Raw genomic sequence first — 26764 nt, 5'->3', positions numbered from 1 at the left:
CCAATCGGAATTATAGCATCGCACATATAAACGTGGATGCCCTATGGAACAGAATACCACTGTGAAATGTAGATTTATTCCATCTCCAAAAAGTCTCGCACAGTACTCAAATAGAGCTCTTGTGATTTTGGAGCGATTACATGATGAGAACCAGAAACTTCCAAAAAATGTTTTGGAGTATTCGCTCTTTCATAGAGCTTTTCCCCCTGTTGAAACGGAACAACATCATCGTCTGTACTATGAACAAAAAGAATTTTTGTTGGTATGTTTTGTATTTTTAAATCAGAACGAAAGTGAAAACGAGAAATGAGACTCACCGGAAGAAACCGAAAATTTCTCCGAGCCATTTCGTCAGCAGAAAAAAAGGTGGATTCAACAATAACCGCATGTGCTTTTTTATTCTGAGCCGTATCAAGAGCAATCGCTCCTCCAAGTGAATGTCCCCAAAAAATGATATTTGAAATATCAACACTTTTTTCTTCTAAAAGATAGTTCAGTGCCGCACGAGCATCGAAATAAAGATCTTCCTCTTTTTGAATGACACCACCGCTTTTTCCATATTCTCGATAATCAAAAACAAGCGCATTGAGCTCGAGATGATCAAAAATTTTTATTTGCTCGATGTTATACGAAATATTTCCCCCATTTCCATGAAAAAACAGTACTGTTTTTTCCGCATTTTTATTCAAATACCACCCATGCAGGCGAACATTATCTTCTGTTTGGAAGAAAACATTTTCCACAGAAAGATTATTTGGCGGATCAAAAAGTTCTCTTGAAGGAAAAAAAAGAAGATTTTTTTGAGTAAAGAAAACAAAAACGCAAAAAGAAATGTAAAGAAAAGCGTAGACGAGAAGTGTAAAAACCCCAATTTTCTGCAAAAATTTTTTCAAATTCACAAAATATCGCAATACTTAAAGTATAGCGGAATAGATTTTTTCTCTCCATTCCAATTGCTCAAAATGAAGGCGAGTTTGGCCAAACTCGCCTTCAGAAAAAAAATCACTGCGTTCCTATTAATCCATAATGTTTCGTCATTTCAAATTCAGCGAAAAATGATGGCATGAAATGTTCATTTGCTTTCGCAAATAAAAGCGATGAGCATCGAAACGTTGCACTCCTGAATCAAGCTGAATGGATGTGCAATTATTCTTTCGAGCAAATTGAAAAATCCAATCCAAAAGCGCATCGCCATACCCTTTCGACCGCTCTTTTTCACTCGTAATGAGATCGTCAACAAAAACAAATTTTCCGTATGCCAAATTCTCCATCAAACGAAACCCAGCAACAGCTACTACCACGTCATTTTCTTCAGCAAAAACCAAAGAAAACCCTTGTTGTTCTTGTCTTCGAATCTGAAAAAGAAACATTTCTTTTTCAAGGTGTGGACGAAGTTCACTCATCACCGAAAAACATTGCTGTATTTCCTCATCACTTTTTGCAAGTTGTATTTTCATTTCCTCTGAAAAACTCCTGGTGGTCGTGCCTGGACTTGAACCAGGGACCTCAACATTATCAGTGTTGCGCTCTAACCAGCTGAGCTACACGACCAAAACTCCCGAAAAAGGAGCGTATGGATTCTTCCGTTTTTTTGCGGAAAAGGCAAGAAAAAATGATCATTACATTCGCTCTGGGGTTTGAATTCCCAAGAGAAATAATCCGTGCTCTAATGTTTTTCCCGTAAGATTTGTCAGAAAAAGACGCCGATTTTTGACGGAATCATTCTCGGCATTGAGCACCGAACAAGCGGAATAAAAGCGATTGAACTCGCTCGCAAGTTCAAAGAGATATTGTGCGAGATGATGTGGCTCTAATGTTTTTTCTGCCTCGAACACAGCATGCGGAAATGCAAGAATTTTTTTTGCAAGTACGAGTTCTTCCGGTTCTGGCAGAGAAAAATCGTGCGGAGGAGAAACAGTAGAGAGCCCTTCTTTGCGGAGAATACTTTTGCACCGTACCGCGGAATACTGCAAAAATGGTGCGGAATAACCTTCAAAGCTGAGCATCTTTTCCCAGTCGAACGTAATATCTGTTTTTAGGTTTTGTGAGAGGTCATTAAACTTCAGTGCACCAATGGCAATTATCTCTGCGAGTTCTTCTTTTTCCGCTCCAGAAAATTCGGTGTTGTGATGGGTAAGAATATCAAATGATCGCTTTTTTGCTTCGTCTAAAACCTCTTCCAAACCAATACTACGCCCAGCACGCGTACTCATTTTTCCCTCCGGCAGACGGACCATTCCGTGTGCAACGTGAATATATGTCCCAGAGTATCCAAGCATGCGAGCGGTTTCGAGGAACTGTCGAAAATGAAGCGACTGATCATTTGCCACCACATACACCATTTCATCAAATCCTTCGGTATTGTAAAAAATAACTTTTGCAAGATCTCGCGTTTGGTAGAGTGTTGCACCATCAGTTTTGCGGAAGATCATCGTCGGAAGTTTTGTTTCTTCGGGAAAATGCACTACCAAGGCTCCGCCTGATTCTACTGTCCCCACTCCGCTCTCTTCTAAACGATGAAGGACATTGGGGAGCATTTTTTCGTAGAATGCCTCTCCGCGAATCACATCAAAATGCGCGCCCAAACGAATCGCTATTTTTTCAAAATCTTTCATCGACTCACCTACAATCCATTCCCACAATTTAAGATTTTCTTCGTCGCGATCTTGCTCCATTTTTCGGAACTCCTCGGCACCTTCTTTTTCGAGTTCGGGATTTTTTTCGAGTTCTTCGTGAAATTTTCGGTAGAGTTTTACAAGTTCCTCCGTTGGATTTTTGTCGATATCCTCATTATTTCCCCATTTTCGAATGGCGACAATAAGTTTTCCAAACTGTGTTCCCCAGTTTCCAATAAAATTATCGGTCAGCACATTATGACTAGTAAATCGCAAAATACGTGCCAAACTTTCACCAATAATAAGTCCGCGGAAATGTCCAAAATGAAGAGGTTTTGCAATATTGGGATTCCCAAACTCAACCATAATTCTTTTTGGATTTGGATTTTCGAGTACTTGTGTCGGATCAAAATTTTCTAATTCTTCCGCAATGAAAGTGGAATCAAGAGTGATATTTATAAAACCAGGACCAGCAATTTCAACATTTTCGATAACAGTATTTTTTGGAATATTATTGATAATATTTTGCGCAACTTCTCTCGGATTTTTTCCTTCTTCTTTTCCAATTTTCATCGCAATGGGCGTGGAAAAATCTCCATGCCCATCATGTTTTGGAGTTTCAAGAACTATTTTTTCCTCTTGTCCGGTGGCATCAAACACTGCTTTTTGCAGAAGATTCTGAAGGTATTGTTCAAACATATTCTGATTTTTTCGAAAGAATCGAAGGAAAGAGTACTAAAAAAAGCGGAAAAGTTCCAGTTACAAAGGAAACCTACTCAAAAAAGAACATCCATCCATACCCAATGAGAAGTGCTGGAATAGAAGTATAAAGCGTCGCATAGAGTGCAACACGTGGTGCAAGAGCAATCGCCGGAAAAAGCGCATCACCATCGTTAGAAATAGCATTGGCAACTTGCGCAGAAAACGGAATAGCACCGCTAATATAGGCGGCTGTCACCAGAATTTGTGGACCACACCCCGGAAGAAATCCGATAAGAACCCCAACAAGAGGAAGAAATAGTTCTGATCCCGAGAAAAGCTGTTCTATGGAAAAGGAAAACCAAAAATTTGGAAGTTCAAACGCGAGAAAAGCAACAAGAACCCAAACAAACACAAAATTTGTATCGAAGATAACCTGCCCCAATAATTGGGATATATTTTCACGACAACTGACAATCTTAGGGCTCGCATACGGGGATGTTCCCCAGAGTATCAAAGAAAGAAGCCCAGCGAAGAATCCAAAATACTGAAACACTTCAAATCCAAAAAACTCATTCACGGGAACATGAAAGGCATCACAAAAAGCAAGGACTAAACCAGGGATAAAAATCGTCATCCAGAGTTTTTCTCCCATACCAAAACGAAATTTCCCTTCCCAAAAACACGTTTTTTCTGTGCTCTTTTGTCGAAGAAAATCTGGTCCGTGTATTTTTTCCACGAGAAATCCAAAAATAGTTCCGGCAACAAACGAAATTCCAAAGAGGATCGTTGCCTCAAAAGGTCGTTGCGCTAGCAAGAGGAACGCCGCATCACCCATAGTGGAAGTAAGTACTGCCACAACAGAGCCAAATCCAATACGCCCAGCAACAAACTGAGTAATGACCATAATGGCTCCGCCGCACCCCGGAAGCACTCCCAAAAACGCCGAAATGGGAACATGCCATTTTTGGTTCTTTCTAAAGAACCGCGCAGTATCGATATTAAAAAGATATTCCACTCCAAAAAAGAGGAGGAAGACAAGTCCCACAAAAACACTTACTCCAATGTAAGCATCGGAAAACGTTTGAACAATAACTGAAAATGTTTCTGGAAAAAAAAGGAAGGTAGCCGTAAAAAAGAAGAGGAGAACTCCAAAAAAAATTCGGTGGAGTGATTTCGTAAAAAAAAGAGTACACGCATCTCGCGAAAGAGAATCCATAGTAAATGAGAATAATTCTCAAAAAGAATAACGAAACGGGGAAGAAAAAATCAAAGTGTTTTTCCCTTTTAGCAATATTCCCCTTTCCAAATAGCAAAGATAAGCGCATCTTCTAGTGCTTGCATGCTCGCGGCAATAATATTTTGCGAACATCCAACCGTGCGCCAAATTTCCCCGTCTTCTCCTTTGGTTTCAATTTGTACGCGCGTTTTTGCAGAAGTTCCAAGACTCATATCAACAATACGAACTTTAAAATCAACAAGTTCCGCATGAGTAATCCATGGATATATTGGCTCCAATGCTTTTCGAAGCGCCACATCGAGTGCATTGACTGGTCCGTTTCCAAAACCTGCGGTGTGAAATTCTTCTTCACGGATAACAACTCGCGTTGTTGCCTCAATCGCACTAACTGGATCGGTGGCAGTGGCAATTTTTTCTGTGTGTACAAAAAAGTCGATAACAGTAAAAGGAAGTGGTTTTTCTTCAATTACCTTTCGAGCAAGCACTTCAAGACTTGTTTCTCCTCCGTCAAATGCGAGTCCTTCGCGTTCACGTTCCTTCACTTCATGCAGAAAACGAGTCACTTCATCATCACTCGCCGAAATATTTCGGGAATGCAAAAACTCAAGAATATTCGCTCGCCCAGAAAGCTCGGAAACAGAACTCGAAGACTGGTTCCCAACCAATTCTGGAAGAATATGTTGATAGCTGTTTGGATTTTTTCGCATAGCAGAAACGTGTACGCCGCCTTTGTGCCGAAACGCCCAATGCCCCACAAATGGTAAATCTTTTCGAGGATTAAGATTTGAAAGCTCCTGCACAAACCGCGAGAGATTGGTGAGATGCGAAAGCGCATTTTCTGAGAGTACAGGAATTCCCATTTTGAGCTGAAGAATAGGAATAACGCTCGTCAAACTTGCATTTCCACATCGCTCGCCAAGCCCGTTGATAGTGCCCTGAATAAGGGTAACACCGGCATTTACCGCCGCTAACGTATTTGCCACCGCAAGATCGCTGTCATTATGAGCGTGAATGCCAAGCGAAACATCCGTGGAATTTTGAGCGTACGAAACTGCTTCTGTAACCTTCTCGGGAAGCATTCCCCCATTGGTATCTGCCAAGGTGAGATTTATAGCACCACCACGAGCCGCCGCACGCAAGCATTCGATTGCATACTCACGATCTTCAAAAAAACCATCAAAAAAGTGTTCTGCGTCAAAAATAACTTCTTTTCCGGCATCAACCAAAAACCGAACAGATTCTTCGAGAATGCAAAGATTTTCTTCGGCGGATGTTTCGAGAATTTTTTCTGCATGAAAACGAGAACTTTTTCCAAAAAGGACACATACTGGCGCACCAGAATCGCGAAGTGCAATGAGGCTTTTGTCTTCGTGACACGCATTTTTTTTATGTCGCGTTGCGCCAAACGCACAAATTTTTGCGTACTTCCAGTGCTCTTTTTCAGCAAGTTCAAAAAATTCGGAGTCTTTTGGGTTGCTTCCGGGAAATCCCCCTTCAATATAATCGAACCTGAGTTCATCGAGCTTTTTGGCGATAGCAATTTTATCCCGCGCGGAAAAACTGATACCCGTCATTTGCGCACCATCGCGAAGTGTCGTGTCAAAGAGGAGGATATTTTTCTTCACGCAAATCTAAAGAGCAGCCTTGAGTATGCCAAAAAGAAGTGTGATTTAAAACCTTCTCACATCGTCTACTCCACAAATCCGTTTGTTTGTGCCGCAACAAGCTCTGCAAAAATTCCTTTTTTTCGAAGAAGGGTATAATAACTCCCCTCTTCTACCAGCTGTCCATTTTCGAACACAAAAATACAGTCAGCTTTGCGAATAGTACTCAGGCGATGAGCAATAACAAACGTGGTGCGATTTTTCATAAGTTCTTCCAAAGCCTCCTGCAGTTTTTGTTCAGTAATAGCATCAAGCGCACTGGTGGCTTCATCGAGCACGAGAATTGGTGGATTTTTGAGGAATACTCGTGCTAACGCCACGCGCTGTTTTTCTCCACCAGAAAGACGCACTCCTCGCTCACCCACAATCGTATCGAACTTCTTGGGAAGTTTGGAAATAAACTCCCATGCTTGCGCTTTTTTTGCTGCCTCCACAATTTCTTTCTCAGAAGCGTTCAAACGACCAACCGCGATATTTTCACGAATGGAAGCATTAAAAAGTGCAGTTTCTTGAAATACTACACCAATATTCTCGTGGAGTGATTTTTGAGTCACCGCGCGAATGTTTCTTCCATCGATGAAGATTTCTCCTTTTTGTGGATCATAAAACCGGAGAAGCAATTTGCTCACGGTCGTTTTTCCTGCACCAGTGTGCCCAGTAAGCGCAATAACTTGCCCTGGATTTACAGAAAATGAGAGGTTTTTAAGTGCTGAAGTCTCTTCGAAATATGAAAAAGAAACATTGCAAAACTCTACTTTTCCTAGGACAGGAGTGAGCGGAATCGCCTCTGGCGCGTCGATGATTTCTGGCAGAGTATCCACAATGCGATAAAACTCCTGAATCGCAAATACTCGACGAATCATAGAATCAATCGCCCATGTTACGCTCTCAATACTGGCAAGTGCCATAGCAGAAAATCCCGAAAACATAACAATTTCTCCTATGGTTGCTAATTCCCGAAAAAACAGGAATGCGCCAAACGCAAAAATAGCAAAGAAAATAACCGTGCGCGCAATTCGCGAAAGCACCACAAGTGACGCCCACCAACGAAGGAGTGGAAGTTGTTTTTGAAGAATTTCCTCCTGTTTTCCCTTCATTTGATGCTTTCGATTTCCAAAGAGACCAAAACTTTTTACGAGAAATGCGTTTCCAAAAGTATCGGAAACAAACTCTGTTTCTTGGGAATAGATTTTTTCAATGGCTTCTTGCCTTCCTCCAACCCGAATGAGCATCCACACTCCCAAACAAAAAAACGGAAAGAGAAGAGTACAACACAAAAGCGCAAAACGCCAATTCAGTATGAAGAGAAAGGGGAAAAGGAGAAAAACGGTAAAAACTTCTGGAAGAATGTTACGGTAAAAATCGAGTCGCGCCCAAAACATATTATCTGTTCCCTTTGTAAAATTTTTCATCAGTTTTCCCGAATGCATTTCTGAAAAAAAACTAGGAGAAAGCCCTAAAACATGAGTAAAAAAATGCGCACGATCAACTGAAGACAAAATATGCGCCATTTTATCTGCAAAATATGCCACCAATGCACGAACAAGCAAAATACACACTGCCACTCCTGCCCAAACACCAAGAATCAAAAAGAGAGGCAATAATATTTTTGAAGAATTTTCACTTTCAAATTGCAAAAGCGTGTCGATGATTTCCCGAAAAAAAATAGGCTCCACAAGACTCAGGAGAACAAACACAAGGTTTCCCAAAACAAGGAGAAACATTGCTCTTTTATTTTTCGAAAGCCAAAGAGTACGAAAGAGAGTGAAAAACACAAATGAAAAAGAGAGCAGATAATAGAATCACATTTCTGTACTTTTTTCCAAAGAAATCTCTATGCACGCCTTTCGAAAAGAAATCGGACAGAAAAAGAAGAAGTGTCTTCTTGGAACGAGAATATGCTATAAAACACTAGAGCAAATATATTCTGACTCCTTTTTTATGATTCGACTCGCGAATGTCTCAAAAACTTTTGGGAATAAAACTCTCTTCGAAAATGTAAATTTTACTGTTCATAAACACGAAAAAATTGGAATTATCGGACGTAATGGATACGGAAAAAGTACACTCTTGCGGATTATTTCAGGGAAAGACGTGTGTGAAACAGGCGATGTTCTTCTACCAAAAGGGTATCGTATTGGGGAACTTGAGCAACACATTCATTTTACAAAATCCACTGTTTTAGAAGAAACACAAACAGGACTGCAAATAGCAACGGATGATAAGAAATGGAAAGCAGAAATGATTCTCTCGGGACTTGGATTTTCGGAAGCGGATTTTACGCGAAATCCACAAGAATTTTCTGGCGGATACCAAATGCGGATCAATCTCGCAAAAATGCTCCTCTCTGAACCAGATATGCTTTTGCTCGATGAGCCGACAAATTATCTCGATATTGTTTCTCTGCGTTGGCTTTCGCGATTCTTGCAAAAATGGAATGGAGAATTTTTGCTCGTCACACATAATAGATCGTTTATGGATGAAGTAACTACTCATACTATGGCAATTCACCGCCAAAAGATTAAAAAAATGAAGGGTGGCACACAGCAAATATATCGTCAGATTTTTCACGAAGAAAAAGTGTACGAACAAACTCGCATTGCCACGGAAAAGAAGAAGGCAAAATCGGAAACGTTTATCCGTGAATTCCGCTCTGGTGCTCGCTCGGCAGGACTCGTGCAATCTCGTATTAAAATGCTCTCGAAACTCGAAACCCAACAAGAACTAGAAAAAATACCAGAAATTGCGTTCCGTTTCCATACAAAGCCATTTCATTCGGGAAATATGCTTTCTGCTACTAGCCTCTGTTTTGGATACGATGCAGAAAAACCACTTCTTATAGAAAAACTAAATCTCACAGTTTCTCCCGGAGATAAAATTGGTATCATTGGAAAAAACGGTGCCGGAAAAACAACGCTTCTCCGTTTACTGGCAAACGAACTCTCAGCAAACTCTGGAACGATAAAAATGAAGTCGAATATTGAATATGGATACTTCTCACAAAGCAATACTCTCTCACTTAATCCACAAAAAACAATTCTTGAAGAACTTATCGAGAGCAAAGAAAAAACAACAGAACAGGAAATTCGAGATCTTTGTGCTTCACTTCTCTTTCGTGGAAATGATGTTCATAAGACCATTTCTGTCCTCTCGGGAGGAGAAAAAAGCAGAGTGAGTTTGGGAAAAATATTGCTTTCGTCAGTGCATCTTCTGTTTTTAGATGAGCCAACAAACCATTTAGATATGGAATCGTGCAATGCGCTCTGCAACGCCCTTCAAGAATTTGGTGGCGCGCTTGTATTTGTTTCACACGATGAAGACATTCTCCATCGTCTTGCGAATAAACTCGTTGTTTTTGACAGTGGGGTTCGCTCGTACGAACTCCCATACTCGACGTTTCTTGAAGAAATTAGGTGGAAAACAGAAGAACAAGAAATACAAATACTCAAAAAAAATACCGGAAACGGAACAAGAGAAGATCGAAAAGAAGTTCGAAAACGCCTTCAAAAGACAGAAAAAGATATTGCCAAACTGGAAAAAGGAATTGAAAAGCTCGAAGCAAAAAATGAAGAATCAACAAAGCTTCTTCAAGAAGTTTCCCTCGAAAATGATCATATTCGCATGCGACAATATGGAGAAGAAATTTCAGAGCTTATAAAAAAAATAAACGTTTCCTACAAAGAACTTGAAGAACTCCTTCAAGAAAAAGAGGAAATGGAGATTTTTCTAAATGATATCTAGAAGAGTATTTTTAATGGAATCTGCTTGGTGCAGTCCCTTTTCAGGAGACTCTGGCAAGGACGAAAAAAAGGAAACATTTCGGAACAGGTTCTGCTCCACACCAGAAACATTCCGCAGACACCTGCTCTGGCGAAGAATAAATTTTCAAATACTTTTTTTCAAAATTTCAATTTCCAGCTCTTTTATTTTCTTTTTTAGCGAATGATTTTTAAGTCAGTCTACAAGAATATAAAACCTTATTTTTAGACACCAAATAATTAACACCTATCGGAAATCACAAATAATTTTATAGACGCAGAACAACTGAAAACAAGTAAAACGAAGTCCAACAAACATTTCTTTTACGTACACAGCAGGCTGGAAAATAATTCAGCCTTTTATTGATTTTTTCATTCTATTTGATAAGATACCAATGTACAGACTTGTACAACTTTAACCATCTTAACATTTAAGCGATGCTTGAGAATGAAAACAACGTTTTGACCATTCAAGAAGTAGCTAAGATACTAAACGTATCAACCCAAACCTTGCGAAGATGGGACAGAACAGGCATTTTGACTGCTTTTCGAGCCAGTCAAACACAGCCAAGGCGTTACCATAAAAAGGACGTCATTGCTTTTCTCGAAGCAAAGCCTAAAGAGGCTAAGCCAAAGAAAAAGCAGTAAATCGAAAACATTTCTAAGTCTAACTATCAATTCAATGAATAAAAATAACGGAGAGCTAGAGAAAAAACTCTGGCAAGCGGCAGATAATCTCAGAGCTAATTCTAAGCTCAAATCACATGAATACTCAGTTCCGGTCCTGGGTCTGATTTTCTTACGTTTCGTGGATAGCAAGTTCACCAAAGTAGAAAAGGAGCTAAAAGAAAGATATGCAGGCTCTCGAAGCGGTGGTGCGTTAATGCCAGAACATTTTCAGGCAGAAGGAGTCATGTACTTACCCGAAGAAGCCAGATATTCCTATTTGCTCAATCTTCCGGAGAGTGCGGACATCGGCAAAGCTATCAACGAAGCCATGAAGCTAATTGAAAAGTTCAATAAGGAACTTGAAGGAGTTTTGCCTAAAACCTACAACCGACTGGAAAATAACATTCTCTTTACCCTCTTGAAATCGTTCTCTCAAATCCCATTAGGAGAAGAGGGCGACCATTTCGGGAAGATTTACGAGTATTTTCTTGGACATTTTGCCATGACCGAAGGTCAAAAAGGTGGTGAGTATTTTACTCCCACTTCAATTGTAAAACTCATAGTAGAAATCATAGAGCCGTTTCACGGTAGAATCTTAGACCCCGCCTGTGGAAGTGGCGGTATGTTTGTACAAAGCGCTAATTTCATAAAAGCGCACAAAGCTAATCCAAACAAAGAAATCACTTGTTACGGTCAAGAAAAAGTAGATGAAACCATGCGATTATGCAAAATGAATCTAGCAGTACATGGATTAGAAGGACAAATAAAGATTGGTAATACTTTTTATGAGGATTTGCACGATTGTGTCGGTAGATATGATTTTTCAATGGCTAATCCGCCATTTAATGTGAAAGATGTCAACAAGGAGAAGATAAAAGATGACCCCCGCTACAAATACGGCATAGCCAATGCTAATAATGCCAATTACCTTTGGATTCAGATTTTTTTGAACTGCTTAAACAGCAAAGGCAGAGCCGGTTTTGTTATGGCAAATTCAGCCTCAGACGCAGGAAATCAGGAAAAAGACATAAGACAAAAGATTATCGAGGAAGGCGTAGTTGATGTAATGGTCTCTGTTTCCAGCAATTTCTTCTACACGGTCACCTTGCCGGTAACTCTTTGGTTTTTCGATAAAGGAAAAGTCCAAACAGACCGCAAAGATAAAATCCTCTTCATAGACGCCAGAAATATCTTTACTCAAATAGACCGTGCGCATAGAGAATGGAGCGACGAACAAATTCAGCAGTTAGCTGAGATTGTAAGGAGTTATCGAGGCGAAGAAGGCTCAAAACCTTACAAAGACATTAAAGGACTATGCAAATTAGCAACCATCGAAGAAGTTGCGGCTCAGGGCTATTCTCTAAATGCCGGTCGGTATGTGGGCGTAGAGGATAAAGCAGAGGAAGATTATGACTTTAAGCAAAGACTTTCGGAGTATCACGAAGAATTAAAGAGCCTGACGGAAGAAGCTCACGAGCTGGAAGGCAAGATTAACCACAATTTAACGGAATTACTAAAATGACAAGTACTCAAGTAAAACAAGGGTGGCAGATTAAAAAATTAAAAGATTTGCCTTTCGAAATTATCGATGGTGATAGGTCTTCAAACTATCCAAAAAGAGATGAGTTTCAATCATTTGGTATTCCTTTTTTTAGTACGCCCAACATTCAAGATAATCAGTTAATCCTTAATGATTTAAGGTTTATTACAAAAGAAAAGTTTGATTCTCTAAGAAAAGGAAAACTTCAAAAGCATGACATAATGATGACTACAAGAGGAAGTGTTGGCAATTTTGCTTATTTTGACTGTCAATACGAAACGGGGTTTATTAACGCTCAAATGTTGATTTTACGAGCTAATGAAACTGAGATTAGTAGTAGATTCTTTTATTACTTATTCACTTCACCAACCGCTCAAGAAAAATTTCAGAATTACGCTTCTGGCTCAGCTCAACCACAATTACCGATTAAAGATTTGAAAGAGATTCAATTCTTGTTACCTCCATTACCTACCCAGCAAAAAATCGCCTCAATCCTCTCTGCTTTCGATGACCTCATAGAAAACAACACGAAACGAATCAAAATACTGGAAAACACCGCCCAGCTTATTTACAAGGAGTGGTTTGTTGATTTTAAGTTTCCCGGGCATGAAAAAGTGAAGATGGTTGATAGTGGTACGGAGTTTGGTGAGATTCCTGAGGGGTGGGAGGTGAAGGAAATTGGAGATATTTGTATTACATCATCTGGTGGTACACCAAGTAGAAAAAGAGAGGAGGAATTTTATCAGAATGGGACAATTGAATGGGTAAAGACAAAAGAACTTAATGATGGTTTTATTCTAGAAACAGAAGAAAAAATTACTGAGCTAGCAATAGAAAAATCATCAGCAAAAGCATTTCCACCATTAACTGTTTTGTTGGCAATGTATGGAGCGACAATTGGAAAATTAGGTATTTTATCTATGGAAGCAACAACGAATCAAGCATGTTGTGCTTTTTTGGCTGGTAACACTTATTTTTCTAGTTACTACTTATTCCAGTTCTTGAAATTCAACATAAAAAGCATAATTGCACTCGGCATGGGGGCAGCTCAACAAAACATAAGCCAGCAAGTAATTAAAAAAATTCCAATCTTACAGCCACATGAAAAGATTCTTATGCAATATGACAATATGATTAAATCAATTTTTGATGAAATTTTGCTACTCCAAAGACTAAATAGGAAGCTAAGAAATACTCGTGATTTACTTTTGCCAAAATTGGTAAGCGGTGACGAAGACGTTTCTAGGTTAAGCATTCAACTTACTTAAATTATGCAGGAGCAATTCATAAAATTCGGCGAAAACATTCGGCTGACAAGCTCTCAAAGAGAAGATGCCAAGAAAAAGTACAATGGCGTATGCAAAAAGCTGCATGATTACTTTTATGATACCGAATATGACGGAAACACTAAGTTTTTGTTTGGCTCATACAAAAAAAATACAGCAATAAGACCATTTACAGACGACCAAGATGTTGATGTGCTTTTCAAGATGCCAGAAGATGATTTTGCGAAATTTGATAATCAAGATAATGGTCAGTCTGCACTACTCTCATTGGTGCGAAAAGTTTTAATGGACTCAAAATATGCACTTGGGGACAAGCCTAAGGCTTGGGGTAAAGTAATTTTAATAAAAACATCTGATGGTACTCATAACATTGAACTACTGCCAGCTTTTGAACAGGACGATAAGACTTTTCTTATTCCAAATACAGAAAATGGAGGAGAATGGGAAACCTTTGACCCAAGAAGTGAACTTAAAAGATTTAATGACTCAAATAGCGAGTCAAATAGATTAACTGCTGAGCTTTCAAGAATGATTAAGAGATGGAAACAGGAAGTTAGTTCTCTGAGTATTAAGTCCTTTGAGATTGAAGACTTTGTTATTGATTTTCTCGAAGGTTATGAAGATGTAGATTCGCCTTATTCACAAGTTGTCAAAGATTTTTTTGAGTATCTACACGACTGTGTTGATGGCAACAATAAGAGTTTTGTGCAAACTGCGAAGGATAGAGCAACAAAAGCCATAGAATATGAAGAAAACGAAAAATTTGAAAAAGCCACAGAGGAATGGAGAAAGGTTTTTGGTGACAGCTTTCCAAGTTACAGTACTTCAAAAAGTGCATTTGCTGGCTTATTGGCACTTGGTGATTACAGTCATTGTGAGCCATTAAGGTGGAATGAACAAAGATCACATCGAGTAAGTATTGATGCTTATTTGTATCGTCCTGATAAAAAAACAAAGTCAGGAGGGGTTAATTCTGATGGAAGAACATTACCAAATCAACTTTGGTGGATTAAGTTTGTAGCTAACACCAATGCTAGAGGAGATTTTCAGTATTACTGGCAAGTAGTTAACACAGGTGAACATGCTAGAAGCTCAGATGGTCTCAGGGGAGATATTTTTCAAGGTTATCAAGTTCGCTGGGAACAAACACAATACACAGGCAAGCATTGGATTGAATGCTACGTTGTACAAAATGGAGCTTGTATTGCCAGAAGTGGCAAATTTTTAGTTAACATAATGTAATTATCTATGAAAAATTCAAATTTAGAAGTTGTAAGGCATTCATTTGCCAATACAGTTTTTACTCACAAAGTGCAGGAGTCAGCAGCAGAACGTACGCATGAATATGTATTTTGGGTAAAATTTGTAAATATCCTAATGGTAGCATTGGTTCTTCTTTCCCTGTCTTTACAACTTGCGTATCTAGAACAGCCAATTTTTTCCTCAATAGGTATTGGCTTAACGATAGCTGAGATAATTTTCTTGATAATTCAACTAACCTTTAGTTATGAAGCAAAGGAAGTTTCGCATAAGAACGCAGCTATCAAGTATCTTGGATTAAGAGATAGATACAAAAATTTTATCGCAGATATTATGGACGAGGAGATATCAAAAGCAGAGCTAAAAGCTAAAAGAGATGCTTTTCAAACAGAGTATCAGCAAATAAGCGACCTAGCTCCACAAACATGCCAAAAAGATTATGATAAAGCTCAAGAGAAACTAAATAAGAAAGGTGTAGTAAAAGGTGAAGAATACACTTGGTCTGATGAAGAAATCGATAGGTTTCTTCCAGAGTCTTTACGTCTAAATAACAAATAACCTATGAAACAATTCACAGAAGACAGCCTCGTTGAACAACCAGCAATCAAACTCTTTCAGGAGCTGGGTTTTGAATATCAGAATCACTTTCAGGAGAAGTTCGGCAACGAGGAAGAGCGAAACGAAATCAATGACGTTGTGCTGATAAAACAGCTCAGAGAAGCTCTCACAAAACTCAATTCAAATGTTTCCGTCGAAGCAATCGAGCTGGCAATCGAAGAACTTACAAAGTCTCGGGCTAATTTGGACTTAGTCCAAGCCAACAAAGAAGTTTATGACTTCATAAAAAACGGCGTTAAAGTGGAAATTACGGGAGAAAACGGAGACCGAGAAATTGAACGAGTGATTGTTATTGATTTTGATAATCCTGAAAACAATCATTTTCATTTGGCTTCTCAGCTCTGGGTTGCCGGTGATATGTACAAGAGGCGTGCTGACCTTGTGGGCTATGTAAACGGTCTTCCAATGATTTTCGTGGAGTTGAAATCTTCACATAAGAATCTAAAAAATGCTTTTGACGATAATCTCAGGGACTACAAAAACACCATACCTCAGCTTTTTTGGTACAACGCTTTTATTATGCTCAGCAACGGCATAGACAGTAAAATCGGAACAATTACATCGCAGTGGGAGCATTTTAATGAATGGAAGCGAATCAACAAAGAGGGTGAAAAAGGGATTGTCTCAATGGAAACAATCATTAAAGGAACTTGTAACAAGAGTATTTTCCTCGACCTGCTGGAAAACTTTGTTTTATTTGACGATTCCCGTGGGAAAATGGCAAAAATTGTAGCTCGTAATCATCAGTACTTGGGAGTTAATGGCTCAATCGAATCATTCAAAAAAGCCAAGAACAATGGCGGAAAAATCGGAGTCTTTTGGCACACACAAGGGAGCGGAAAGAGTCTTTCGATGGTTTTCTTTGCCCAAAAGATTCTCCGTAAGTTTGAGGGAAACTACACTTTCCTTGTCGTTACAGACCGTCGGGAACTTGATGACCAAATTTACAAACAATTTCAAGATGTGGGAGCTGTAACCGAAAAACAGGTACAGGCGGAAAGCGGTAATCACCTTCAAGAACTTTTACAGGAAGACCATCGGCTTATTTTCACTCTCATTCAAAAATTTAGAACCGATAAAGGCAAGAAATACCCTGAACTTTCCAATCGCAATGACATTATCGTAATGACAGACGAAGCCCATCGTAGCCAGTATGAGGTCTTTGCCTTAAACATGAGAAACGCTTTACCAAAAGCACAGTTTATCGGGTTTACAGGCACACCGCTTATTGCCGGTGAATCAGAAAAAACAAAAGATGTTTTCGGTGGATATGTCAGCGTGTACAACTTCAAACAATCAATTGACGACAAAGCCACCGTACCTTTGTATTACGAAAATCGTATTCCCGAACTTCAACTCAAAAATGAAGATTTAGGAGATGATTTGGAACAACTTATTGAAGAAGCGGAACTCGACGAAGCTCAGGAAAAGAAACTGGAACGGGAATTCGCAAGGCAGTACCACCTTATTACCCGTGAGGACAGGCTTGAAAAGGTTGCTGAGGACATTGTTAATCATTTCTTCGGTCGTGGGGATAACGGCAAAGCAATGGTTGTCTCGATTGACAAGGCAACGACGGTGAAGATGTACGATAAAGTGAAAAAGTATCTGGCAAAGTACATTGAAAATCTCGAGGACAAGTTAAAGGGAGCAAAAGATGAGGAGTGGGACGAAATCGTATCTAAACTCAAAGAAGCCAAAGCCTTGGATATGGCGGTGATTGTAAGTTCTGAGCAGAATGAAATTGAAAACTTCCATGAAAAAGGTTTGGAAATTGAACATCACCGAAGGCGAATGGTAAACGAGGACTTGGAAAAGAAATTTAAGGACGAAAATGACCCGTTCCGTTTAGTTTTTGTCTGCAACATGTGGCTTACAGGCTTTGACGTGCCTTCACTTTCCACAATCTACCTTGATAAGCCAATGAAAAATCATTCGCTTATGCAGGCAATTGCCAGAGCAAATCGAGTTTTTGAAAACAAGAATAATGGCTTGATAGTGGATTATGTCGGAGTATTCAGAAGTTTGCAAAAAGCGTTGTCTATTTACGCCGCTGACAGAGGCGGAGATTTAACCGATGAGAATTCACCTATTCACTCCAAAGAAGAATTGGTTGAACAGCTTGAGGAAGCACTCGCAGAATCAAAACAATTTTGTGATGACCTTTCCATCAATATTGAATCAATTCTCAAAGCTCCCGAGCTTGAAAAACTAAAACTCATTTCCGACGCTGTAAACAGTATTTTGGCGACCGAAGATAAAAAGAAACACTATCTTACCCTTACAAGTACTGTTTCGAGGCTTTTCCGAGCCATTTTGCCGGATAAACACGCCACAAGATACCTACCTCAAGTTTCAGTCCTGAAAGTGATTCAGGCGAGAATAATAGCTCTTTTGCCACCAACCGACATAGATGAAATCGGCAGAGACATTGAAAAATTGCTTGATGAGTCTATTGAAACCGAGGGTTACAATATCCGCTCGCTTGCAACGGTTGATTTAAGCCAGATTGATTTTGAAAAACTCAGAGAGCAGTTTGAAAAAGACCAGAAGAACATTATCAATGAGGCATTGAAAACAAAGATAGGAGATAAACTCAAAAAAATGATAAAAATCAATCCTGCCCGAATGAAGTTTATGGAGAAATTCCAAGCATTACTCGATGAATACAACTCAGGAGCAATGACTACCGAAGCGTTTTTCGATAAACTTGTCGCATTTACAAAGGAGTTAAACAAAGAAGAACAGCGTCACATGGAAGAAAATCTGACTGATGAAGAATTGGCTCTATTCGACATTTTAAGGAAACCGAACTTAACAGACAAAGAAGTGAAACAGGTGAAAAAAGCGGCAAAGGCATTACTCCAAAGTCTAAAGTGGGAAAAACTGGTTATGGATTGGAAGAAAACCCAACAACGCAGGGCTTCTGTGATGATAACTGTTCGAGACACCCTTGATAAGGAGCTTCCTCGTTCTTACGAGGTAAAAGTTTATGAAGCAAAATGTGATGAAGCCTATCGCCACTTGTACGATAATTACGAGGGTAACGGAAGAAGCGTTTATGAAAGAGTCGCTGTACCTGCGTAAGTCCGAGGCTTATTTAGGCTTTTTCGCAGTCTTGCCAAGGCAAACCATACAAACCAATGGTGGGAGTGCCAAGACAAACTTTGAACCGATTGCCAGACGGTGCGACCCAATCTTGGACAAGGTTCTAAGCGAATTAAAGGACTACCTCTCATCCATGAGTGTATCCAAAGTGGAGGATTTTCACAAGGATGTTTCAGTTTCTGTTTAATTAAATCAGCTCCTCAACTTCCACCGCCTCGTCCTCATCAAGTCCGTATTCTTCCATCACATCCCGAACTCTTTCTGCCTGATCAGCATCTACCCCCTGATTTTCCATGATCTCCTTGATATCTTCCTCGATCGGCTCTTGACCGTCCTTTGGGTCATTGTTGGTCATATTTACAAAATTAAAAAATAATGTACCAACATTATGTGTCAGGAAAAAGAATATATCTATCCCATTTTTTGAATATCGTCATACTTCCTCAAAAAGCCAAGAAATCTGCCAACAGTCAACGTTTCATCAACTCCTAGGCGACCATCTCCATATCCTTCTGCGACACCGCGTTTTTTCGCCCAATCCACTGCTGAGAAGTATGGATGAGTGCGATCCACGTCAGCAAACGGTTTATCCTCGGCTTTTCCTAAAATTGCCTGTATTCCAGCAAGGAGTCCTGCGACACTCTTGGTTTTAACGACCTCAAGATCATTGTTGACTGAACCAAGTTCGATCAGAAACGCCCACCCTCGGGTATCTCTCACAATTCCCAAGCGGCCGAATCGGCTCGAGGTGTCAGGATGAACGCCAGCATTTTTAAGTCCCGTAGCTCGACAATAAGCATCGAGTATCTTTTCTGCCATTTCTTTGCTCTTTTGACTTCCACCATAATAGAAACACATGGCTCCTGTTTCTGTCCTATTTGGGGACGAATTCAAGTGACAACACAGGACAACATCATCAGATCCTGCCCGCTTATTTACCCAGCTGGTCTGCTCCTCAAGTGTGAGATCAAAAGGGCAAATGTCTGTAAATACAGCGTCTCGGACTTGCGGGAAAACCTGCAAAAGCAGATCTCGAGCAATCAAGTTCTCGGTTTCTTTGGTTTTCAGGTTTTGAGCTCCTTCGTCTTTTCCCTGAGTGTGACCAGCGATTAAGTATAATTTTGGCATAGTAAAAGTTTAAAAAGTGATTAAATAACGGTTTCTTGAGGTTTTTCCTCGACCACAACAGGCTCAAGTTCAGCAGATTGAGCGATTTGAGCCTGTAGAAAATCCTCGGTCGATTTGATTTCGATCTCTTCCACATAAATCAGAGACTGCCCATCATCGTTATCAGATTTGATAATGTTAACCGTAGGGGTCTTATCATTATCAATTTCCTTCAAAATATCTTCATCTGTGAGCTTTTGGGTCTTTCGAAGTTCTTTTCTTCTAGGAATGGTAAGTGTAATTTTGGCTTTCTGAATAAGTTTGTCAGATTCCTCAATAGTGCATTCTTTGGCTTTTGGATTAAGCTTCTCAAAAGAATCCCAATCTGAACGAACACAGATCAGCTCATCACCATTATCTTTGTGATAAAGCACAGTAGCCTCAACTCCTTCGCCAACTTCGGCGTTTTTGGTTTTATAGAATTTCATGGTAGAAAAGTTAAAAATTAATTTGTAGGTGCAAAAAAAGTCACAAGCCCATTACTTGAGCACCATTGTTCCAAGTAAAGCTTAAAATTCTTTTTGACTTTGGTCGTAAAAACTGTCGCAGAGTCCACTACCGAATCAGGCAAGGCATCATTAACAATTGAGGAGCGAACACCATCATTATCAATTATTATTCGCCCATAACGACTTGGTGTGCCGAGAGAGACATTTCTAGTCCATCCAAGCAGATATCCACCCTTCGGAGCGTTGATCTGCTCATCAAAACCCCATTCTTGATAAATTCCGCCATCGGTATCACTCGAGTTTGCTGAAATAGCGAAGCATTTTTCAAAATTGTCAGAATCAACATTAAATACAAAATGCTGTGTGGTTTTGGAGTTCATGTAAATATATTGATCCTGATTGTTCAGCACTTGCTCAAGAAGCTTGCCAGTGATGTCATACGCCATGGTCTCCATGTCGTTGTAACTCATTTTTGAATAGGAGTTACTTGTATGCCAGAGAGGTTTTCCTTCAAGAGTAAATCCATAGATTCCATACCATGCAGTGATATTTTGCCCAGCCATAGCTTCAAATGTTCCATCCAAAGGGTTGAAAGCGTAATAATACTGCGTATAACGCTGAGAATTCCCAGCGTCAAAACAATGGCACAAGAAAAGAAACCAAGAGCTGTTTTGATTAGAAACAACAAGGTGATCTTTGTATGCTTGATAAGTTGGATGCACTGATTGCCCCCAATATGCATTCGGCATATCGCCGTTTGCATTCAAAATCGACCATTGATCTGCAGAAACGTCATATTTGTACACATAACAGTAAGTATCCGAAGAGTACCTCGGACATATCAGGAAAATGTCCTCACCATCTTCTTTTACAGTAAAAAGACCTGAGAGTCCTTGCCATGGGGTTGCTCCATTGGTTGAATTTGGGGAACTTCCATAATAAAATGCATTTCCGTTGTAACTGAAAGGAATCTTGTTGCCAAGGCGGCTAAAAAGGTTATCAAGTTTAGTCCATGTCCAGACTCCAATCGTGCAGACAAAAAGATCACAGGTTTTTGCATCTATCATGTAAAGTTTTCCATTTTTCACTACAGCCCCCCAGCCTTGCCAATCTTTTTCCTTATTGGCTTCTGTTGGAACTTTAATCCACTCCACCGTTTTGAGAGTTGGATCAACATATGGAAAATAGCGAAACCCGAGAGAATTGGCATGAAATGAATTACAGATTTGATAACGGCCGCAAGACTTCTGCACCTGCATCATGTCATTTTCGTATCCACTATTGATTTCATAGCACCAGTTCCCAAATTCGACAGGCACATGTTTCGTAGTTTCGGTAAAGTTTTCAGCCGTATCCATCTCCCAAATTGCCGCCTTTTGCATCATACGACCGCTATTGGTGTCTTGGTATTGTTTACTCCCGTACCAGCAAAGCTTGTTATTGGCTCTGAACATCCCCCAAGCACCCCCGCCAGTCATTCCTTTTGACTGTAAATTTAAAGCTGAGGCAGTCCACGTATTTCCTGAAAGGCTGTACTTCCAAATGGTGCTGTAATTGTTTGTATTAGCCAAATATTGGACATAAACAAAGCCATTAAATATTTCAGAAATATAATAGTTAGTGTTTGCAGGTGCATTGGCGACGGCGGCCGTTGCCCATAAGCCACTTGAAATAGTGAATTTTTGGAGTTCTGTACCAGCAGTCGCCATACTTTGGTAAGGAACGAAAACAATCCAAGTTCCATCCGTAAGTAAACGACAGTAACTTTGAGACATACTCGCAGAACCACCCATTGTATTTAAAGCGCTCCACACCCCGCTGGTAATATTGAATTTCACAAAGTTTTTACTGGTATCAATAACGTAAATGTCTCCGTTGGTGCATACCGAACTGCAAATTGCTCCTGCAATCGTGCAAGTGGTCTTTTTCGTAAATACGCCAGTCGTTTGATTGATTTCCCACATTTCTTTCGTTGAAAAATTCAAGAAAAAGAGCCTATTGGTAGTCTCATCATAAAGAAGGTTTGTGTAGCTATTTTGGGTGATCTTATTACGAAGTGCGTACATATCATCCCTGTTAAATTCGATAAAAGTACTTTGATTCGTTTGATGATCGTACTTGTAGCAACCGATAGGCTTTTGATCGGATAATTTATAGCTCGCGTTATTGCCTTTTCCTTGGGGCAGAATGAAGAACTTTTTATTATCCACATCCTGCACATGGTGAAAATACACAGGGTTGTACTGAAAATTCTGATAATTGATATTCAGACCCTGCCCACCTTGCTGAAACCATTTATAGTTATCCCAGCTTGAGAATTGCAGTGCTGATGGAATAGCGTCTTTAAACGCTGATCCGCTTCCACCACCAATCGTAATATTTGCCATAGTTTTTAAGTTAAAAAATTATAAAGAAATAGTCGGCTTTTTAATGATCGAAGAAACGTTGCCATCATCGTCATAGAAAAGTTCGTAAAAGGTATCTCCGCCTTGATTATGTTCGTACACAAAAAGCTCATTGATGCGCAGAAGCATTCCTTCTGAAAACACTCCAATTTGCCCTTCCGTAAAATCCGACGTCGTTACTTCATCAATTAAAATCCAGATGGCTCCATCTTCAGAGTAGTAATACTTGAAGTTATTACTGTCGCACTCAACTTTGAGATGATAAAAATCAACCACATTCGGTATGAACGCCATCTCTTCACCAAGTACAGTATCGACACCAGCAACTCTTTTTACGAAGGAAATCCTACCGTTTTTGCATTGTAATCTGAGATAGTTAGAGCCGTTCTGATATTTAAAAATCAACCCACATGCATTTCCACGCCGAGCATTGAATGAACTGCGGAATGTGAAATTCTGATACAGATTTTTCAATCCATCAGTTTTAAGTACGAGAATTTTCTCACCAGACACTTCCTCTGTTTGCACCAAGTATTGATTGCTGTTTTCAATATCTTTTTCTATAAGCCACTTACCGTTTACAGTGTCATACTTACCCGTAACAATCCCTGTGCTTTTCACGAGCTGAATTGAGTCGAAGGAAACCTGAGGATTACTGTTGCCGTGCGTATACCAAAAACGCACTTGCTTCACAAGCTTCCAGTCAAAACCTCCCAAAATTGTAAAGGCAGATTTTGCCACCTCGATGTAATTCCACCCAAGTGAAAATCCTGAACTAATAATGATTTCCGCTTCTTTAACATTTTGAGTTTCAGCAAGTTCAAGATGAATTGTTGTTGGAACTTCGATTCCAAAATAGACCCAGAATGCAATTACATCAGTATTTGTCGAACTGATGCCGTCTTCAAATCTCGTCAAATCAAGATGCAACGTGTTATCGCAAGCCACTTCGCTGTTTGTACGGAGCTTCCATCCCTGAGTACCAGTTTTAAAGTTTGTAGTATCAGCTATTCCACCAATGAACACGTTCTCATCGACTTCGAATGTAGCAATGCGATTAAAAAATGAACCAAATCCATCAAATTTATCTCCTTCACCAGTGTTTTCTTCAATTTTTACAAGCCTGTCGGAAGCCTCTCTTTCATAAGTAATTGAGGTTTGTTGCAGGATCACTTGGTCAAATGCCGAAATGTTCCCGTTATCGAAAATTGCTACTTGGCCTGCACTTGGAATGCTTGAATCGGTTGTACTGATCTGTGTTGTGAATGTAGTACCATCAAGAGATGTAGAGACTGTGATAGTATCGCCATTAAAAGCCACCCTTAACCAGTAATCGAGATTTGTGCTCAACGTAAACGGAATGCTTTGCAGGACAGTGCCAGCATTTTTTGCAAATTTCAGCTCTGCACCAGTAAAGTAGGCATGGTAACAGCTTGACGGTGATGTATATCTCCACTTAATACCCGTATTTAAAGACCCCTGCAAGCGTCTTATTCGCACAGTAAAAATACCATTCAGATAATTTCGACTCTGATTTCCGAGAGAAAGTATGCTGTCTTTGTCTCCTGAAGCCTCATCCGTTTTTACATAACGTTTCACGGCACCAACCTGATGGATTTCCCAATAGCCAATCGTATTCGACCAGAATCCGTTTGTAGTGTTTCCAGCTTTAACTAATCGCAAACTATCTGCCACAAAGTCGCAGGCTCCGTTAGTATTGGTTGAAAATTCAATTCTGACCCTGACAATGTTATTCCAGTTTGCAGAACCGTTCTGAGTAAAACTGCTCACAGGTATCGAAATACGATTCCAACCACTTTGAGTAAGCTGTGAAAGAAAATTGTTTTGAAAATAATTAGTTGATGGAGTAGTAGACCCAAGCTGGATTGTAGCCATATCAGCATTAGCCAAAACACTGACATACACCCAAAACTCCACTTTGTCCGAACTGATAAATGCGGAAAGGTTTTTAGCTGGAATATCAATCAGTAAAGTGGCTGTACTATCAGTAGAAAGTATAAGTTTTCTGGCCTGCGTGCCTTGTTTGAATTCTGAAGTATCAAAAACGCCACCCGTGTATGTTTCACCAACTTCGCCATCAAAATTGGTAACGACTGAATAATTGGCTTCGTATCCTTGAAAGTTGTCGTTTACTACCTCGATATTTTGCGAATCTTCCTGAACAATATCCTCCTCATAGGTAAATCGCGTCATGATCCCTTTTTCTGCGACCGCTTCAACATCACCCGAAGGCAGATAAAAATACTCAGGGCTTTCAGTAATACCGCTCAAAAGCGGATCGGCCGCATGTTTATGTAGGTTCGTAAATCCGCCTCCCATGAGAATATTCAGATTGGTCGCGGAAACCTCGGGAGAAATTCCATCCAATGCCTGATCAATCTCATCGGCTGTCGCGTCAATGTTCGCGAGCTTTTGCAGATCGGCTTTGGTCAATCCTGCCACATCATGAAGCAGATTAAGTTCAGCGGCAGTCACTTCAACACCCGTCAAAGCCCGATTAAAATCCTCCTTGGTAACGGTTGTGTCTTCCAAAATATTGAGGTCAAAACTGGAGGCGAGAATGCCATCAAGTGCGAGATTGATCTCGGAGATGGTTGCGGTCAGTCCTTTTGGCACAGCCTTGAAAGCCACACGCATGCGATGATCGGTTATCTTCTCGGGTGTCACGGAAGTAAAACCGTTCTCGACGGTAACGGTTGCGAGCAGAAGTTTATTGGTAAGCCCTGCACCAGCTTCCTGCACGATCAGTTCGCCGATATTTGATGCTGTGGCGTTAATGGTTTCTGCGTCCATGTTTCCAGCAGGAATTGAACAGCAGATCTCATAGGTTTTATCCGACCCCGAAGTGTTGTTTGGAATGGTGAGATTTGCGTCCGATAAATTATGAAATCGCAAAATCAGGGCATCGTTTATCGTGTCACCGTCTGTGTCGTTAGCTCTTTCCGCACGAAAATACGCCACGCCTGTTTTGATTTTGACTGTTTTATCGGGAGTAACTTGAGCCGACACTCGCAAATCCGATCCCACTGCCGAAGGAGAGGGAGCGTCATTATTGGAATCAACAATGCCATCCGTGAAAAAATCACGTTCAACATTCTTGAGATCGATGTCCTGCCAAAAGGTGTTTTTTGAATTGAGATAGGAAACTCTATTTGCCATAGTAAAAAAGTTAAGATTCTAAATCGTCCACACGACCCGCTAGTTCCGCGAGCCGTTCTTCATCGCTTTTGACCGCTTTCGTGCCTACTTCGGCGATCTTGATTTGTATTTTTTCCTCGTTATTGCGACCGACCGAAACGGTGATCTCCAAAATGCGATGAACTTGGTCAAAGTCGAGAAGGGCGTGTTTGATAATGACCCGAACGCGGTCGCCAATACCGTAATCAAAAAGATCAATTTTTTCCTTTTTCGGTTCAATCGTCGGAATCACTTTTTCGGGTTTATGAAAATCCAGCAATTCCTGTGCCATTCGATCCAGCGTGGCTTGATCTTCTATTTGGGTAAAATGCCGCACTTTTTCCAGTAGTCCGAACTTGGAGATGGAGACGGTATCTTCCAAAACCGACGAAATGATTCGGTTTTTCCCGTAACAGATAACACGGTTAAATAGCTCTTTGCCTTCTTCGACGAGAGTAAAATTGTCGATTGAATTGGCATTTTGAAGATTCTGAACGAAGCGAAAGATGACATTTGCTGTACGGTCTTCGCCGATTTGGGTTTTAAAGTTCAACCGAAAATCCGTATCCACCTGCAACTCTCCGCCAGTGGCTTCCGCAATCTTTCCCCAAGCACCAAGCGAATCCATATCCGCAAAATCCTGAGAAAAAATATTCGTAACATCGGTAATCCCTGCGGAAATAAACGTGTCAAAATCGGCATTTACTTTGCTCTCCAAAAGCTCGAAAACTGCTAAGCCTCCCTGCCAGTTCGTGAAACTGCGAGAAACGGAACGTTTTTCAAAGAGTTGCAACAACCCATTGCATCCGACTTCCAGATGGTTTTCATCCACCACCCGCACCGCTTCAATGTAACCGACCCAAACCTTGCGAATATCGGATCGATCTCGTGGGTTTACACGATATATTTCGACACGGTTATGTTTTTGGAAATTCTCTTTTTCAGCACGGGGATGAGAGAGCGGTAAACGAAACTTAGCCGTATCTCGACCGCCCAGCGTGATCTTGAAATTCAAATCCTGAGGATCAAGTATTTTACTGAACGCCGTGTTTTCGCGATTTAAAATGTTGATTGAGTACATAGTTTTG

At 40.2% G+C, this 26764-nt stretch carries 19 protein-coding genes and 1 tRNA gene; 7 read left to right on the top strand and 13 right to left on the bottom strand.

All coding sequences use genetic code 11. From position 1 onward, the window contains the following. Positions 1 to 74 precede the first annotated feature (74 nt). The 7 genes from IPN35_01145 to IPN35_01115 form a co-directional block, all read right to left on the bottom strand. Positions 75 to 899, bottom strand: coding sequence for an alpha/beta hydrolase (locus IPN35_01145; GenBank protein QQS59480.1), 825 nt, complete (start codon positions 897 to 899; stop codon positions 75 to 77). A gap of 135 nt (positions 900 to 1034) precedes the next feature. After that, entirely contained in the window at positions 1035 to 1457 is a 423-nt protein-coding gene (locus IPN35_01140) for a GNAT family N-acetyltransferase (protein QQS59479.1), read from the bottom strand. Between the two features lie 17 nt (positions 1458 to 1474). Next, positions 1475 to 1551: transfer RNA gene (locus IPN35_01135), tRNA-Ile, on the bottom strand. A gap of 68 nt (positions 1552 to 1619) precedes the next feature. Then, the gene (argS, locus tag IPN35_01130; GenBank protein ID QQS59478.1) at positions 1620 to 3314 is read right to left on the bottom strand and encodes an arginine--tRNA ligase; all 1695 of its coding nucleotides are present in this window, start codon (positions 3312 to 3314) and stop codon (positions 1620 to 1622) included. A gap of 73 nt (positions 3315 to 3387) precedes the next feature. Continuing rightward, positions 3388 to 4533 carry an arsenic efflux protein gene (locus IPN35_01125; protein ID QQS59477.1) on the bottom strand — a complete coding sequence of 382 codons (1146 nt, stop codon included), beginning with the start codon at positions 4531 to 4533 and terminating at the stop codon, positions 3388 to 3390. Positions 4534 to 4601: 68 nt separating this feature from the next. Further along, positions 4602 to 6179 carry a citramalate synthase gene (locus IPN35_01120; GenBank protein ID QQS59476.1) on the bottom strand — a complete coding sequence of 526 codons (1578 nt, stop codon included), beginning with the start codon at positions 6177 to 6179 and terminating at the stop codon, positions 4602 to 4604. 65 nt (positions 6180 to 6244) lie between these two features. Then, positions 6245 to 7993 carry an ATP-binding cassette domain-containing protein gene (locus IPN35_01115; GenBank protein ID QQS59475.1) on the bottom strand — a complete coding sequence of 583 codons (1749 nt, stop codon included), beginning with the start codon at positions 7991 to 7993 and terminating at the stop codon, positions 6245 to 6247. A gap of 166 nt (positions 7994 to 8159) precedes the next feature. Here IPN35_01115 and IPN35_01110 point away from each other — a divergent pair, with 166 nt between their 5' ends. The 7 genes from IPN35_01110 to IPN35_01080 all read left to right on the top strand — a co-directional run bounded on the left by IPN35_01110 (position 8160) and on the right by IPN35_01080 (position 18436). Further along, entirely contained in the window at positions 8160 to 9959 is a 1800-nt protein-coding gene (locus IPN35_01110) for an ABC-F family ATP-binding cassette domain-containing protein (protein ID QQS59916.1), read from the top strand. A gap of 455 nt (positions 9960 to 10414) precedes the next feature. Then, positions 10415 to 10624: a helix-turn-helix domain-containing protein gene (locus tag IPN35_01105; GenBank protein ID QQS59474.1), complete on the top strand. Its 210-nt coding sequence runs from the start codon at positions 10415 to 10417 to the stop codon at positions 10622 to 10624. 34 nt (positions 10625 to 10658) lie between these two features. Then, the gene (locus IPN35_01100) at positions 10659 to 12167 is read left to right on the top strand and encodes an N-6 DNA methylase (protein QQS59473.1); all 1509 of its coding nucleotides are present in this window, start codon (positions 10659 to 10661) and stop codon (positions 12165 to 12167) included. Next, complete coding sequence (locus IPN35_01095) at positions 12164 to 13453, top strand: restriction endonuclease subunit S (protein QQS59472.1); 1290 nt, start codon at positions 12164 to 12166, stop codon at positions 13451 to 13453. Before IPN35_01100 ends, IPN35_01095 begins: the two co-directional genes overlap by 4 nt. A 3-nt stretch (positions 13454 to 13456) precedes the next feature. Continuing rightward, a complete protein-coding gene (locus IPN35_01090) occupies positions 13457 to 14713 on the top strand; it encodes a hypothetical protein (GenBank protein ID QQS59471.1) in 1257 nt (418 codons plus the stop codon). A gap of 6 nt (positions 14714 to 14719) precedes the next feature. Beyond that, positions 14720 to 15289 carry an SLATT domain-containing protein gene (locus tag IPN35_01085; GenBank protein ID QQS59470.1) on the top strand — a complete coding sequence of 190 codons (570 nt, stop codon included), beginning with the start codon at positions 14720 to 14722 and terminating at the stop codon, positions 15287 to 15289. Positions 15290 to 15292: 3 nt separating this feature from the next. Then, complete coding sequence (locus IPN35_01080) at positions 15293 to 18436, top strand: type I restriction endonuclease subunit R (GenBank protein QQS59469.1); 3144 nt, start codon at positions 15293 to 15295, stop codon at positions 18434 to 18436. A gap of 208 nt (positions 18437 to 18644) precedes the next feature. Here the strand turns inward: IPN35_01080 and IPN35_01075 are convergent, their stop codons facing one another. Genes IPN35_01075 through IPN35_01050 form a run of 6 tightly spaced genes read right to left on the bottom strand, consistent with a single transcriptional unit; the run spans position 18645 to position 26757 of the window. After that, on the bottom strand, positions 18645 to 18812 hold the full coding sequence (locus IPN35_01075; protein QQS59468.1) for a hypothetical protein: 168 nt from the start codon (positions 18810 to 18812) through the stop codon (positions 18645 to 18647). 56 nt (positions 18813 to 18868) lie between these two features. Beyond that, positions 18869 to 19585 (bottom strand): N-acetylmuramoyl-L-alanine amidase, encoded by a 717-nt coding sequence (locus IPN35_01070; protein ID QQS59467.1) that lies wholly within the window; start codon positions 19583 to 19585, stop codon positions 18869 to 18871. Positions 19586 to 19605: 20 nt separating this feature from the next. Next, complete coding sequence (locus IPN35_01065; protein QQS59466.1) at positions 19606 to 20052, bottom strand: hypothetical protein; 447 nt, start codon at positions 20050 to 20052, stop codon at positions 19606 to 19608. A gap of 17 nt (positions 20053 to 20069) precedes the next feature. Continuing rightward, a complete protein-coding gene (locus IPN35_01060) occupies positions 20070 to 22460 on the bottom strand; it encodes a hypothetical protein (protein ID QQS59465.1) in 2391 nt (796 codons plus the stop codon). 18 nt (positions 22461 to 22478) lie between these two features. Then, complete coding sequence (locus IPN35_01055) at positions 22479 to 25658, bottom strand: hypothetical protein (protein ID QQS59464.1); 3180 nt, start codon at positions 25656 to 25658, stop codon at positions 22479 to 22481. A 10-nt stretch (positions 25659 to 25668) separates the two neighbouring features. Next, the gene (locus IPN35_01050; GenBank protein ID QQS59463.1) at positions 25669 to 26757 is read right to left on the bottom strand and encodes a phage tail protein; all 1089 of its coding nucleotides are present in this window, start codon (positions 26755 to 26757) and stop codon (positions 25669 to 25671) included. Positions 26758 to 26764: the final 7 nt, after the last annotated feature.

Source organism: Candidatus Peregrinibacteria bacterium (assembly GCA_016699755.1).
Lineage (GTDB): Bacteria > Patescibacteriota > Gracilibacteria > CAIRYL01.
Note: the sequence above shows the minus strand (reverse complement) of the source record. Positions and strands in the feature narration are given on the sequence as shown.

Excerpts from the sequence above, each read along its gene's own strand:
- IPN35_01140 (QQS59479.1), bottom strand. The coding sequence starts at position 1,457 with ATGAAAATACAACTTGCAAAAAGTGATGAGGAAATACAGCAATGTTTT.
- argS (QQS59478.1), bottom strand. The coding sequence starts at position 3,314 with ATGTTTGAACAATACCTTCAGAATCTTCTGCAAAAAGCAGTGTTTGAT.
- IPN35_01125 (QQS59477.1), bottom strand. The coding sequence starts at position 4,533 with ATGGATTCTCTTTCGCGAGATGCGTGTACTCTTTTTTTTACGAAATCA.
- IPN35_01110 (QQS59916.1), top strand. The coding sequence starts at position 8,160 with ATGATTCGACTCGCGAATGTCTCAAAAACTTTTGGGAATAAAACTCTC.
- IPN35_01105 (QQS59474.1), top strand. The coding sequence starts at position 10,415 with ATGCTTGAGAATGAAAACAACGTTTTGACCATTCAAGAAGTAGCTAAG.
- IPN35_01100 (QQS59473.1), top strand. The coding sequence starts at position 10,659 with ATGAATAAAAATAACGGAGAGCTAGAGAAAAAACTCTGGCAAGCGGCA.
- IPN35_01095 (QQS59472.1), top strand. The coding sequence starts at position 12,164 with ATGACAAGTACTCAAGTAAAACAAGGGTGGCAGATTAAAAAATTAAAA.
- IPN35_01090 (QQS59471.1), top strand. The coding sequence starts at position 13,457 with ATGCAGGAGCAATTCATAAAATTCGGCGAAAACATTCGGCTGACAAGC.
- IPN35_01085 (QQS59470.1), top strand. The coding sequence starts at position 14,720 with ATGAAAAATTCAAATTTAGAAGTTGTAAGGCATTCATTTGCCAATACA.
- IPN35_01080 (QQS59469.1), top strand. The coding sequence starts at position 15,293 with ATGAAACAATTCACAGAAGACAGCCTCGTTGAACAACCAGCAATCAAA.
- IPN35_01075 (QQS59468.1), bottom strand. The coding sequence starts at position 18,812 with ATGACCAACAATGACCCAAAGGACGGTCAAGAGCCGATCGAGGAAGAT.
- IPN35_01070 (QQS59467.1), bottom strand. The coding sequence starts at position 19,585 with ATGCCAAAATTATACTTAATCGCTGGTCACACTCAGGGAAAAGACGAA.
- IPN35_01065 (QQS59466.1), bottom strand. The coding sequence starts at position 20,052 with ATGAAATTCTATAAAACCAAAAACGCCGAAGTTGGCGAAGGAGTTGAG.
- IPN35_01060 (QQS59465.1), bottom strand. The coding sequence starts at position 22,460 with ATGGCAAATATTACGATTGGTGGTGGAAGCGGATCAGCGTTTAAAGAC.
- IPN35_01055 (QQS59464.1), bottom strand. The coding sequence starts at position 25,658 with ATGGCAAATAGAGTTTCCTATCTCAATTCAAAAAACACCTTTTGGCAG.
- IPN35_01050 (QQS59463.1), bottom strand. The coding sequence starts at position 26,757 with ATGTACTCAATCAACATTTTAAATCGCGAAAACACGGCGTTCAGTAAA.